At 66.9% G+C, this 12569-nt stretch carries 12 protein-coding genes; 5 read left to right on the top strand and 7 right to left on the bottom strand.

What is annotated here, in order from left to right:
• Positions 1 to 63 precede the first annotated feature (63 nt).
• Positions 64 to 1185, bottom strand: coding sequence for a transaldolase (gene tal, locus ACFQQD_RS08885; protein WP_378088418.1), 1122 nt, complete (start codon positions 1183 to 1185; stop codon positions 64 to 66).
• Entirely contained in the window at positions 1182 to 3413 is a 2232-nt protein-coding gene (gene tkt / locus ACFQQD_RS08880) for a transketolase (RefSeq protein ID WP_378088416.1), read from the bottom strand. Before tkt ends, tal begins: the two co-directional genes overlap by 4 nt.
• A 214-nt stretch (positions 3414 to 3627) precedes the next feature.
• Between tkt and ACFQQD_RS08875 the strand changes: the two genes are divergently transcribed.
• Together ACFQQD_RS08875 and ACFQQD_RS08870 are read left to right on the top strand one after the other, a co-directional pair.
• Complete coding sequence (locus ACFQQD_RS08875; RefSeq protein ID WP_378088414.1) at positions 3628 to 4617, top strand: heme o synthase; 990 nt, start codon at positions 3628 to 3630, stop codon at positions 4615 to 4617.
• Between the two features lie 73 nt (positions 4618 to 4690).
• Positions 4691 to 4987, top strand: coding sequence for a RidA family protein (locus ACFQQD_RS08870; protein WP_378088412.1), 297 nt, complete (start codon positions 4691 to 4693; stop codon positions 4985 to 4987).
• A 715-nt stretch (positions 4988 to 5702) separates the two neighbouring features.
• Here ACFQQD_RS08870 and ACFQQD_RS08865 read toward each other — a convergent pair.
• Positions 5703 to 6398 carry a C40 family peptidase gene (locus ACFQQD_RS08865; RefSeq protein WP_378088409.1) on the bottom strand — a complete coding sequence of 232 codons (696 nt, stop codon included), beginning with the start codon at positions 6396 to 6398 and terminating at the stop codon, positions 5703 to 5705.
• 391 nt (positions 6399 to 6789) lie between these two features.
• On the opposite strand from ACFQQD_RS08865, the gene ACFQQD_RS08860 reads away from it, so the two are divergent.
• Together ACFQQD_RS08860 and ACFQQD_RS08855 are read left to right on the top strand one after the other, a co-directional pair.
• Positions 6790 to 7200, top strand: coding sequence for a four-helix bundle copper-binding protein (locus ACFQQD_RS08860; protein WP_378088407.1), 411 nt, complete (start codon positions 6790 to 6792; stop codon positions 7198 to 7200).
• Positions 7201 to 7314: 114 nt separating this feature from the next.
• Entirely contained in the window at positions 7315 to 7920 is a 606-nt protein-coding gene (locus tag ACFQQD_RS08855; protein WP_378088405.1) for a DUF305 domain-containing protein, read from the top strand.
• A gap of 167 nt (positions 7921 to 8087) precedes the next feature.
• Here the strand turns inward: ACFQQD_RS08855 and ACFQQD_RS08850 are convergent, their stop codons facing one another.
• The 3 genes from ACFQQD_RS08850 to ACFQQD_RS08840 all read right to left on the bottom strand — a co-directional run bounded on the left by ACFQQD_RS08850 (position 8088) and on the right by ACFQQD_RS08840 (position 10800).
• A complete protein-coding gene (locus tag ACFQQD_RS08850; RefSeq protein WP_378090068.1) occupies positions 8088 to 8750 on the bottom strand; it encodes a DUF305 domain-containing protein in 663 nt (220 codons plus the stop codon).
• A gap of 218 nt (positions 8751 to 8968) precedes the next feature.
• Complete coding sequence (locus tag ACFQQD_RS08845) at positions 8969 to 10072, bottom strand: ATP-binding protein (protein ID WP_378088403.1); 1104 nt, start codon at positions 10070 to 10072, stop codon at positions 8969 to 8971.
• A gap of 20 nt (positions 10073 to 10092) precedes the next feature.
• Positions 10093 to 10800 carry a response regulator transcription factor gene (locus tag ACFQQD_RS08840; protein ID WP_378088401.1) on the bottom strand — a complete coding sequence of 236 codons (708 nt, stop codon included), beginning with the start codon at positions 10798 to 10800 and terminating at the stop codon, positions 10093 to 10095.
• Positions 10801 to 10961: 161 nt separating this feature from the next.
• Here ACFQQD_RS08840 and ACFQQD_RS08835 point away from each other — a divergent pair, with 161 nt between their 5' ends.
• Positions 10962 to 11582 (top strand): CueP family metal-binding protein, encoded by a 621-nt coding sequence (locus ACFQQD_RS08835; RefSeq protein ID WP_378088399.1) that lies wholly within the window; start codon positions 10962 to 10964, stop codon positions 11580 to 11582.
• A 487-nt stretch (positions 11583 to 12069) separates the two neighbouring features.
• Here ACFQQD_RS08835 and ACFQQD_RS08830 read toward each other — a convergent pair whose 3' ends face one another.
• Positions 12070 to 12558, bottom strand: coding sequence for an SRPBCC family protein (locus ACFQQD_RS08830; protein ID WP_378088397.1), 489 nt, complete (start codon positions 12556 to 12558; stop codon positions 12070 to 12072).
• Positions 12559 to 12569 lie beyond the last annotated feature (11 nt).

The following is a 12569-nucleotide window of genomic DNA, read 5'->3' as shown; positions in this document are numbered from 1 at the left end:
CGAATTGGTGCGGGTGGGTGCTGCGGCAGAGTCAGTGCCGGTCAGGGACCGGTCAAGCGCTGGTCAGCGCCCGCCGGCGTCCTTCAAGGCGGTGCTGACGGTGTCCAGCAGTTCGTGCCAACTCGTCACGAACTTCTCCAGTCCCTCGGTCTCGAGGACGGCCACCACATCGTTGTAGTCCACACCAGCATGACCGATGGCGTCCAGGGTGTCGTCCGCCTCGGCGTACCGTCCGGTGATGGTGTCGCCGGTGATCTCGCCGTGGTCGGCGAGCGCCTCGAGCGTCTTCTCCGGCATCGTGTTCACGGTGCCCTCGGCCACCAGCTCGGTGACGTAGACGGTGTCCGGCAGGTCCGGGCTCTTGGTGCCGGTCGAAGCCCAGAGCGGCCGCTGCGGATTGGCGCCCTCGGCGGCCAGCAGCCGCCAGCGTTCGGTGTCCAGGGTCTCGGTGAAGATCCGGTAGGCCAGGCGGGCGTTGGCCAGACCGGCCCGACCGGTCAGCTCGGCGGCCCCGTCGGCGTCCGATTCGCCCAAGCGGCGGTCCACTTCGGAGTCCACCCGGGAGACGAAGAAGCTGGCCACCGAGTGCAGGGTGGACAGGTCTCGGCCTTCCGCGCGCGCCTGTTCCAGGCCGAGCAGCCAGGCGTTGAGCACCTCGCGGTACCGCGTCAGGGAGAAGATGAGCGTGACGTTGACGCTGATGCCCTTCCCGAGCGTCTCGGTGATCGCCGGCAGTCCCTCCTCGGTCGCCGGGATCTTAATCAGCACGTTCGGACGGTCCACGGCCTCGACCAACCGGATCGCCTCATTCACGGTCTGGGTGGCGTCCCGGGCCGAACGCGGGTCGACCTCGATGGACACCCGGCCGTCCATGCCCCGGGTGGCCTCGTAGACGGGGGCGAAGATGTCACACGCCGCCTGGACGTCCCGAGTGGTCAGGTCGAAGACCGCCTGGTCCAGATCCGCGCCCTCGGAGGCCAGTTGGGACAGCTGCTCCGCGTAGGCTCCGCCGTTCTTCAGCGCGGCCGCGAAGATCGACGGGTTGGTGGTCACGCCCGTGACGGTGCGCGTCTCGATCAGTTCGCGCAGGTTGCCCGAGTCGATGCGTTCGCGCGAGAGGTCATCGAGCCAGATGGACACACCGGCCTCGGCCAGTGCGCGCGTGTTGGCGTTCTGTTCAGTCATCGCTGCTCCTGGCTGGTGTTGGGGTTGCTGGTGCTCGAGTGGTTATTGGACTGGCGCTGCACCAGAGTGCGGGCCGTCTCGGTCACGGCCTCGGCGGTGATGCCGAACTCGCGGAACAGGGTCTGGTAGTCGGCGGAGGCGCCGTAGTGCTCCAGGGAGACGTGGCCGCCGTCGGTCGTGGTGTATTTGTCCCAACCCTGCGCGACGCCGGCCTCAACGGAGACCCGGACGGCACCGTTGTCGGGCAGCACCGAGGCGCGGTACTCCTCGTCCTGTTCGTCGAACCATTCGAGGCAGGGAGCCGAGACCACGCGGGTCGGGATGCCGCTGGACTGCAGTTCCTCGCGAGCGGCCACGGCCAGCTGGACCTCGGAGCCGGTGCCGATGAGGATGGCCTGCGGTTCGACTGACGCACCGGAGTCGTCGGTGGCGTCCAGCAGCACGTAGGCGCCGCGAGCGGTTCCCTCGGCGGCGGCGAAGCCCTGTTCACCGCGCGGGAAGACCGGCAGGGCCTGACGGGACAGGACGATGCCGGCCGGCCCGTCGGTCCGCTCCAGGACGGTCTTCCATGCCCAGGACACCTCGTTGGCGTCGGCGGGGCGGACCACCGCGAGCCCGGGGATGGCCCGAAGTGCGGCGAGCTGCTCTACCGGCTGGTGGGTCGGACCGTCCTCACCCAGGCCGATCGAGTCGTGGGTCCACACGTAGATGGCGGGGGTGCCCATCAGCGCGCCGATGCGAATGGCCGGACGCTGGTAGTCCGAGAAGATGAGGAAGGTCCCGGAATAGGCCCGCAGCAGCGAGCCCAGGGAGATGCCATTCACGATGGCCCCTGCCGCATGCTCACGCACACCGAAGTGCAGGGTCCGACCGTAGGGGCCGCCCTTCCACTGATCGGTCTGTCGCTGGGCGGGAATGAAGGAGTCCTCGCCCTCCATCGTGGTGTTGTTCGACCCGGCCAGATCCGCCGAACCGCCCCACAGTTCCGGCATGACCGGCGCCAACGCCGTGAGCACCTTGCCGGAGGCGGCACGGGTGGCCAGTCCCTTGGCGTCCTCGCCGAACTGGGCGTCGAAGACCGGGAAGGCCTCCGCGAAGCCCTCGGGCAGCTGGCCGGCCGAGAGCCGGTCGAACAGTCGGGCCCGCTCGGGGTTCTCGGAGCGCCACGCCTCGTAGGCCTGCTCCCACTCGTTGCGGAACGCGGCCGCGCGCCCACCGACCGAGCGAGCGTGGGCCAGGACGCCGTCGTCGACGGTGAAGTGCTGTTCCGGATCGAAGCCGAGGACCTTCTTCAGGCCCGCCAGCTCCTCCTGGCCCAGCTTGGCGCCGTGGATGGCGCCGGTGTCCTGCTTGCCGGGGGAGGGCCAGCCGATGACGGTACGCAGCTTGATCAGGGAGGGCTTGCCGGTCTCTGCCTTGGCCGCGGCCAGCGCCGCGTACAGCTGCTCGGTGTCCTCGACGTACTCGCCGCTGCCGAGCCAGTTGAGGGTCTGCACGTGCCAGCCGTAAGCCTCGTACCGGGCGGCCACGTCTTCGCTGAAGGCGACGTCGGTGTCGTCCTCGATCGAGATCTCGTTGTCGTCATAGATCACCACGAGGTTGCCGAGTTCCTGGTGGCCGGCCAGGGACGAGGCCTCGGAGGTGATGCCCTCCTGGAGGTCGCCGTCAGAGGCGATGACGAAGATGTGGTGGTCGAAGGGGCTCGTGCCCTCGGGGGCATCCGGGTCGAGCAGGCCGCGCAGGCGTCGCTGGGCGTAGGAGAACCCGACGGCGGACGCCAGTCCCTGGCCGAGGGGCCCGGTGGTGATCTCGACGCCGTCGGTGTGGCCGTATTCGGGGTGGCCGGGCGTCTTGGACCCCCACGTGCGCAGGGACTGGAGGTCTTCCAGCTCGATACCGGCGCCCGAGGCGAACAGCTGCAGGTACAGGGTCAGCGAGGTGTGCCCGGCGGAAAGGATGAAGCGGTCACGTCCGGCCCACGTGGCGTCCGAGGGGTCATGGTGCATGACGTTCTGGAACAGTTGCCACGCGACCGGCGCGAGTGAGATGGCCGTGCCGGGATGACCGTGACCGGCCTTCTCTACCGCGTCTCCGGCCAGCACCCTGAGGGTGTCCACGGCCTTGCGGTCAAGGTCGGAGTAGGTGTACTCACGAGCGGGGTTGCGCCGCTGCAGGGAGGGGGTCCTCCCGGTAGCTGATCCACTGGATGATGCCGGGACTGAAGTCACGAAAGCTGCTCCTGAGGGAAAGATTCTGGGGCCGGTGCCTACCTCATTCCACCCTAGCGCGTCTGCGCTGCGACGGGGCAGGCTGTCCGCGTAGTGGGCGTGGAAGTCAGGTGCGCGGCCGGTACACTGGAGGGGGTGTTCTGCTGCGCTGGCTGCGGCTGACGTGGTGGAGCGCTGCCGTCACTGCCCTGTCCTCTTGCACCGTGAGATATTGATGCCCCCCATCCTTGATGCCCAGTCCGCCGGGACGACGGCGCCCTCGAGCGCCCGTCCGGAGCGCCAGAAATTGGGGCTCAGGCGGAAGGCGGCTGCATATGTGGCGCTGACCAAGCCCCGGGTCATGGAGCTGCTGCTCGTGACCACGCTGCCCACCATGATCTTTGCTCACCAGGGCTTCCCGGACGTCATCACCATGCTGGCGACGATGATCGGCGGTGCTCTGGCGGCAGGGTCTTCGGCGGCCTTCAACTGTTACATCGACCGCGACATCGACAAGCTGATGAAGCGGACCGAGAACCGGCCGCTGGTTACGGGCGCGGTGACGCCCCGTGAAGCTCTGATCTTCTCCTGGACCATCGGCGTGCTGTCGGTGGCCATCCTGGCGGCGGGCACCAACCTGTTGGCGGCAGGACTCGGAGTGGCGGCCATCTTCTTTTACGTGGTGATCTACAGCCTCATCCTGAAGCGCCGCACGGAACAGAACATCGTCTGGGGTGGGATCGCGGGATGTTTCCCCGTCCTGATTGCCTGGGCCGCCGTCCGCGAGACCATCGAGTGGCCGGCCATCGTGCTATTCCTCATCATCTTCCTGTGGACGCCGCCGCACTACTGGCCGCTGTCTCTGAAGTACAAGACGGACTACCAGAACGCCGAGGTGCCCATGCTGGGCGCCGTGGCCTCGGCCCGCGTGGTCTCGAGCCAAGTCGTGCTGTACGCGTGGGCGACGGTGGCCTGCTCGCTGCTGCTGGTCCCGCTGGGCTGGGCCGGCATCACCTACACGGCGGTCTCCCTGGTGGCGGGCGGTTGGTTCGTCTATGAGTCTCACGTGCTCTACGCGGAGTCACAGAAGCCGGGGTACAACGACAAGAAGGCCATGAAGGTCTTCCACTTGTCCATCACGTACCTCACTCTGGTGTTCGTGGCCCTGGCAGTGGATCCATTCGTCGGCTCGCCGCTGATGCCGATTCCGGGGGCTGCTGGCTGAGTTGGCCGGCTATCCATAGAGCGTCGAACACAGCTATTCACGACGCCTGGGTTGAAACCTCATTCGAGGAGGGGTGACCGTCATTTCAGAGCACCATTTCAGCACTCGTCTCCACCAGTCCACGGCCCCGTTCTCCCACTTCGTCAGGCACGGCGATGTGGGCTATACCACAGGGATTATCGGCCAGCGTCCCGATGACGGATCACTCGTCTCGGACGATGTCGCAGAGCAGTGCGAGGCGATGATGACGAATCTGCAGACGCTGCTGGACGAGCTTGATCTGAATTCGTCGAGCATCCTGCGCACCACGATTTATTTCACGGACTACAAGGACTCGACACTATCAACGCTGTTTACGCACACCGCCTGAGCGAACCTTTCCCCGTCCGCGCAACCGTTCAGGTGGCGGCACTACCGCTGAGAGCCAAAGTCCAGATCGATACGGTTATCGGATTCTAGAAGCGCGTGCGGAGGGGCGGCTCCCTACTCGACAGGCGTTCTCGTCCGGGTCTCAATGTCGGAGGCGTCCTGGATCGTCGTCGCTCTGATGGTGCTGGTGACTAACTAAAACTAGAGACCGGGGGCTCGTTCGACTGTCCCGGCAAGACGGCGAGAACGCGAGAACGCGAACAGTCTCGGCCAGGCCAGTGCCCGAACGAGTGCCGATCTCGACTTGCTGACGGGCTGCATGCAGGACTGGCCGCGCGCGGCGTTGTGGTGGCGGTTCTGCTGCCTCGAGTGCCCCCCGCGACTGCGCGCGGTGAGGCAGACTTCGGCCACGAAAACTCGCATCCCAACGGGAGCTGTTCCTTCGGCCAGTCGCCACGGCTTTTGTATACGTGCCACCCGGGTCAGCGGATAAAGCAACGAGAGAGCGTGTCCCGTATGAGGTACCTGCTCGGGACTCTTCACCGAACGGGTCTTCTGGGACGGCCGGACGTGGGTGCGCACAGTGGCCTGCGACGTTTCCGTAAGAGTTTCGCTCAGCGGGACGTGGGGGTGGGCACGGTGGCTGAGGTCTCCTGAGATCGAACGGCCCCGAGTCTTTCGTCTTGCGGGGCCGTTCCGGGGTGGTGGCGTGCCGCTTAGTAGCGGGCGGCGGTGCCCATCATGTTCCAGGGGCTGTAGTCGACAGCGGTCACGGCCACGCCCATCTGGGGATTGCGGGCGTGGGCGATCTGGCCCTCGCCGATGTACATGGCCACGTGGTAGATCCCGGCGACCGAGCCATTGTTGGACCAGAAGACCAGGTCCCCGACCTGCAGGTTGTCGAGGGAGACGTATTGGCTGGCGGCCGCGTACTGGGCCTTGGAGTTCCGGGGCAGTTCGATGCCGGCCTGGGCGAAGGCGTTCTGGGTGAACCCTGAGCAGTCGTATCCGGTGGGGCCATTACCGCCCCAGACGTATCCGACGCCTGGATCGGCGGCCTTGGCCGTGGCCCACTGCACGGCCGCTCTCCAACCGTTGCTGCTGGAGGAAGCGGTGGTGTAGGAAGTCCGCTGGATGTCCGCGGCCTGATCGGCCCCGGTCGCGGGGGAGTGTGTATGGGCACCGGATGAGCGGGGTGTCTCGGTTGTGGCACCGGCCTCCCATGTCCAGGCATTGGCAGTGCTGGGCGCGGAGTAGGCGCTCTCGTTGGCTGCGGCCGGGCCCATGCCGGCTACCGTGGCCCCCACCACGGTGGTCAGGCCGACCGCGCCCATGGTGAGGGAGCGGCGGCGGTGTGAACGGCGGGCCAGAGCTTCGGCCTCGATGCGGGCACGGCGGGTGGGATAAGACATGGGTTACCTCGGTAGTCGTTGGCGTCAGCGATTCTGGACTTTCCCGAGGCCGAAGGGCGGCAGCTAGGCGCGGCTTCCTTTACGACAGAGGCCCGTGACCAGAACGTTATGCAACGATACGGATCCGATATCTGATCGCAACTGGCGTCCGGGGCCTCAGGAGGGTTCCCGAGATGGCACAAGGGCGGGTCTGAGTACTGAAATTGCCGGATTCTCGGGCCCGTTCTCGCCTCCGAGCGTTCGCGACAGCGTCCTCCGTCAAGCGGGATCTTCATGGAATCTTCAAACACCAACCCTTCATCCGGGCCGGGGAGTGAGCCTACGGTCGGTGGCATGGCGGGCCAGTTTCAGTCGGCTCGTTTTCTCGATCGGACCGATGAAGGAGTACGTCATGACCCATCACGTGAGCTCGATGCTAGAGACCTACCCGAAGGACTTGGGGAACATCGATCGGCAGAAGCTGGCCGAATGCATCGAGGCCTGTTTCGAGTGCGCCCAGACCTGTACGGCCTGCGCCGACGCCTGTCTGGCCGAGGACATGGTCGCCGAACTGCGCCAGTGCATCCGGTTCAACCTGGATTGCGCCGACATCTGTGAAACCACCGGCCGGGTGCTGTCCCGTCAGACCGGCAATAACGCCGAGACCACCCGTGCCTTGCTCGAGGCCTGCCGCACCGCCTGCAAGACGTGCGCCGAGGAGTGCGAGAAGCACGCCGACATGCACGAGCACTGCAAGGTGTGCGCCGAGGCCTGCCGGCGCTGCGAGCAGGCGTGCACCGAACTGATCGCCTCCATGGGCTGAGTACTGTCCCGTCCGATGCCGGAACGCCGGTCAGGGCCAGCAGGCGTGGGTAGCGTGCTTCCGGACCTGACTGGCGCGCTGGTACAAGACCATCCCGCTGAAGGAGGACCCGACGTGCCAAAGACAGAACACGGCAGTGACCAGGGTGGCGATCATGGCGGTGGTCATCAGGCGCCGCACCGCTCCCTGAAGATGTATCTGCGGTTCGCCGCGATGATCCTGACCGGCATGGCAGTGATGTATTGGACGATGTTCGCCGGTTCCTGGGAGTGGGGACACGTCCGTTGGAGTGAGAGCCGGCTGTTCATGGCTTTGACCATGGGCGGGGCCATGGGCCTGGTGATGCTGGCCTGGATGCTGAACATGTACCGGAACCCGAAGGCCAATATTGCCATGGTGGTGATCAGCGTATTGCTCCTTGGTGGTGGCATCGCCCTGGATCGCAGCCAGGCGACCGTGGACGACAGCGATTTCATGCGCGCGATGATCCCGCACCACTCTTTGGCCATCACGAGGTCCGAGCGGGCTGGCATCGAAGACGTCAGGGTGTGCGAGTTGGCCGTGGAGATCAGCGAGGCCCAGCGGAGGGAGATTTTCGAGATGGACTGGTTGATCGACGATATCGAGCGTAACGGGATCGCGGCCTCCCCCGAGGAGGCACGGGCCCGGACAGTGCCTGACTACGAGGAGCGGGCCGAACGCCAGTGCCCCACCGATTGACGCTTCGTAGGCGTGAGGCCCAGAACTGTCGGGCATCGGATGACCGGACTGACGCCCAATCCATGTGCCACACGGCCCTATCCGCCAGGGGTGGATAGGGCCGTGTGGGTTCTTTCAGTGCAATAGCCGAGCGGGCAGAGCTGATCGAGACGGAGCGGTGGATCCCGTCAGAGGCCCTGGAGTATCTGCTGCATTTCGGTGATCTCGGCCTCCTGGGCGTCGATGACCTGTTCTGCCAGCGCCACGGCCTGGGGGTTCTGCCCGTTCTCGACCTCGTCGCGGGCCATGTCGACGGCACCCTCGTGGTGGGCGGTCATCTGCTCCAGGTACAGCCGGGCCGCCTCGGTGCCCTGGGCTTCTTCCAGAGCGGCCATGTCCTCCTCGGACATCATCCCGGACATCCTGCCGTGGTCCATGCCCTCCATGTCCCCCATGGGTTCTGCGTCCCAGGCGGTGAGCATGGAGTTCATGTGCTCGATCTCCGGACCCTGGGCATCAATGACCTGCTGGGCGAAGTCCGCGACGTCGGCCGGGATGTCGTCCTTGGCCAGCAGCATCTCGCTCATCTGAACGGCCTGGTCGTGGTGGGGAAGCATCATCTGGGCGAAGATCACGTCCGCATCGTTGTGCTCGGCCGAGATCTCCTCAGCGGAGCCGGTGGCCGTGGCGGACGGGGTCGCGGCGTCCGAGGCCGCGGAAGTGGTAGCAGCCGAGCTGGTGGCCGGGGCGGACTCGGAGCCAGCGCCGTTGTCCTCGGCACCCGTGCCGCACGCCGTCAAGGCTAGTGCGAAAGCCAGGGTCAGGGCGGCCAGAGTGGTGTTGCGTTTCACAGTGGTTCCTTCCATTAAGGGGGTCGACTGGGGGCCCAGAGCCGCAATCAGTTGGTGGCCGACGCGGGCTGAGGTGTGGTGTTCCAATCCGAAGTGCTGGCCGTGGTCGGTGTGTGGCCCGGGGACGGCGTGATCCTGGTCTGGGTGATCGTGGTCGGGGGTGTTCATGCTGTTCCTTCCGCACGGGCCCCTCACGCGGGGCTGGGTGTTCCGGTGGGTCATCCTCCGGCGGTGTGTGTCTGTGGGCGGGGGAGGTCGACGGTGAAGACCGCGCCTCGGCCCGGGCCTGCGGATGAGGCGCTGAGGGTTCCGCCGTGGGCCTCGACCAGAGCGCGAGCGATGGCCAGGCCGATCCCGGACCCGCCGTGGTCGCGGTCGCGGGAGGTGTCGCCGCGATAGAAGCGTTCAAAGATCTGCGGCAGGTGTTCGGCGCCGATGCCCTCACCGGTGTCGGCGACCATCAGAGCCAGTCGCCCGGGGCGGTGGGCGGTGCCGCGCAGGGTGACGGTGCCGCCGGGCGGGGTGTGGCGTAGGGCATTGGTGAGCAGGTTGCCCAGTACCTGGCCCATGCGTTGACGGTCCACCTCCACAGACCCGGCGCCGTCCCCGGTGTCCACCTCCAGGGCAACGCCCTTGGCGGTGAAGACCCCGCGGTGGGCTTCGGCCACCTCACCGAGCAGGTCCTGCACGGACTGGACGGTGCGCTCCAGGGTGAGGTGTCCTTCCTGGGCGCGGGAGACGTCGCCGATATCCTCAATCAGCCGGCCCAGGCGCCGCAGTTGTCCGGACATCAGCTCGGCGGTAGGTCCGTCCCAGGAGGTGACCCCGTCCTGGAGGGCGTCGACGTAGACGGTGAGCACCGAGACGGGGGTGCGCAGTTCATGGGCCAGGTCCGAGAGCATCCGCCGGCGGGTGGTCTCGGTGCGCTGGAGTCGGGAGGCCATGGTGTTGAAGGCCCCGGCTACTGCGTCCATCTCGGTCCCGGCCTCCAGGGGCTGGACCCGGGTGTCGTAGCTGCCGGATGCCATGGCCAGGGCCGCGGTGGTCAGCTGGTCCAAGGGACGACGGATGCGCCGGGCGCACCAGGCGCTGATCAGCAGCGCGCACACCAAGGCGGTTCCCACGGCCACCGCCAGGACGATGAGGTTGGCGTCTCGGTAGGCCTGCTCTGCGTGTAACAGCGCGGCCGAGCCCTCGCTGCGCCCAGCCATGAGCAGATGGGTATGGAAGATCGGAGGTCCGGCCGCCACCGCCACCACCAGCGCAGCCAGCAGGCTGACGGCCACCACCAGCAGCTGAGCGGCCAGGAAGCGTGAGGCCAAGCCGTGGCCGTGCCGCCGTCTCACCGGACCACCATCCGGTAGCCGACCCCGCGGACCGTGTCGATATGGTGCCCCGGATCCTCGTTGAGCTTGCGACGCAGGTTCCCGATGTGCACGTCCACGAGCCGCTCGTCCCCGACCCACGCCGGGTCCCACACGGTGTCGATGAGCTGTCGACGGGTCATCACCTGCTGCGGATGGGCGGACAGGGCTGCCAACAGGTCGAACTCGGTGCGCGTCAGCCCCACCGGCAACCCACCCACTCGAGCCTCGTGCGCGGCCAGGTCCACGACCAGGTCCCCGAACACTCGGGCAGGTTCGACCGGGTATACGGCGGTACGCGGCCGGCGCAGCACCGCGGCTACCCGGGCGACCAGCTCGCGCACGCTGAAGGGCTTGGTGATGTAGTCATCGGCCCCCGCCCCGAGCCCGGCCAGCTTGTCCTCCTCACCCCCGCGGGCGGTGAGCATCAGCACATAGCACCCGGAGAAGGACCGCAGCCGGCGGCACACCTCGATCCCGTCCAGCCCGGGCAGCCCCAAGTCCAGCACCACCACATCGGGGTCATGGCCGCGGGCGAACTCCAGGGCGTCGGGACCGGTGTGGGCGACCGTCGCGTCGTAGCCGGCCCGGGCCAGATAGGTCGCCACCATCGCCGCCAGCGGCTTCTCGTCGTCCACGACCAACACCCGACCGGCCAGGAGGGTGGAATCAGTGCCAGGATCCATGCCTCCAGTGTCTCCCCACCGTCCCGGCCGGCACCCCGACGCGGGCCCGTACCAGAGGAATCTTCGCCAAACCTTCAAACCAACCACCTCGGGTACGCCGACCCTCCGGGGGAGAATGGAGAGTCGATCCTTGCGATGTGGCGCGAGGCGGAAAGGAACCCGTGACCCCACTGTCCCGCAGAACCATGATCACCGGCGGCCTCAGCCTGCTCGGCTCCGCCGCCCTGGTCGCCTGCTCACCCACAATCCCGGACACCGGCAACGTCGGCACAGCCACCGACGGAACCGCAGACGCCCTCGATCCGAAGGCCCGACAGCTGCTCGCCTCCCACGGCATCCAGGCCGCGACCGCCGAAGACGCCGTCACCGCCCTGGACCGGGTATCCAAACCGCGTCCCCTGGCCCTCACCGGTTCCGTCGGCTACGACCAGGTTTCCTTCGCCGACGACTCGGACGAGGTCACCGCCCCCCTCACTGGCGGGCAGTTCTACCTGTCCATGGCGCCCTACCGCACCCAGACACACAAGTGCTACTACCACAACCTCGGCGGCTGCCAGGGAGAGCTCACCGACACCCCTATCCACGTCACCGTGACCACCCATGCCGGCCAGACCCTCCTCAACGAGGACGCCACCACCGGCACCAACGGCTTCACCGGCTTCTGGATCCCCCGCGACCACACGGGCACCGTCACCATCACCGCCGCCGATACAACGGCCAGCACACCCTTCGACTCCGGCCCCGACGGACCCACCTGCCTCACCACCCTGCACCTGGCCTAAACCACCGGACATCCACGCAAATCAGCACCCACCGCTGAAAGGCCTTGAAAAGCTACAGCTTGCGCACAGTCATTCGAGGGCCGTTGTTGACTCCCAATGCCCCGTGAGACAAACCTGCCTTGAAACTCACTGCTGATCGGCAGCATCAGACGTGGGCTGCGCGGATGCCGGGATTCGCGCGCACGAGATGCCACCTTGGGGACGCTGGGCCCGTCCGTAAGGGGACGGCCTACGGCGGCAGTTCGGAGGTGCTGCCGAGGGTCATATGGCGCAACGACGCGATGCCGTAAGGGGATCGCCTTGTGGACAGTGTCGGGGTTACGCCCGAGGTGCAGTCGGGTTCTGGAGCTGACGCCTCGGCATGGTCATAAACGACCGGTTTTGATCTCCTTGGCGAGGCGACGGTCCCCGTGCCCTGCTGGCCGCCGGCCTGCTCGGCTCACGTCACGCGATGTCTCCCCGTGTAGTCCAGTCATGACCTGGCCCACTACCCTGCGTCGGTGGACGACTCAGCGATCCGCTTGATCGGGGCGAGGGTCTTCGGGATGCCGTCGAGGGCCTGCTGTGTGCGACCGGCAATCTCAACTCGCGCGTCGTCACCGAACTTCTCCTCGAACATGGCGATGCCGCCGGGCAGGAACTCCCAGGACTCGGTGAGCGTCGTCCCTGTCCGGGCAGGGGCGAAGGTGAAGCCCCAGCGGACGAAGCTACCGCCCACGACCCAGGCGAACTCGTGGCCGCGCTCCGCCACGACCACCTTCGACCGGGTCTCCCACGTCCGGCTTGGGAGCTCGTTGCGCCCGGTGAACCAGGCATCGACTTGGCCCGCCTCGGCCTCGTCGTCCCACCAGCATGACGTACAGACGGGGCTCCACTCGCCGGTACGGGCGATGTCCGAGACCAAGTCGTAGAGCATCTCGGCCGACGCCTCGACGGTGACAGACTCCTCATGACTTCGGATGCTTGTTTCGCTCACAGGGTCCACCC

It is taken from the genome of Citricoccus sp. GCM10030269 (assembly GCF_042665635.1).
Taxonomy (GTDB): Bacteria; Actinomycetota; Actinomycetes; order Actinomycetales; family Micrococcaceae; genus Citricoccus.
Note: the sequence above shows the minus strand (reverse complement) of the source record. Positions and strands in the feature narration are given on the sequence as shown.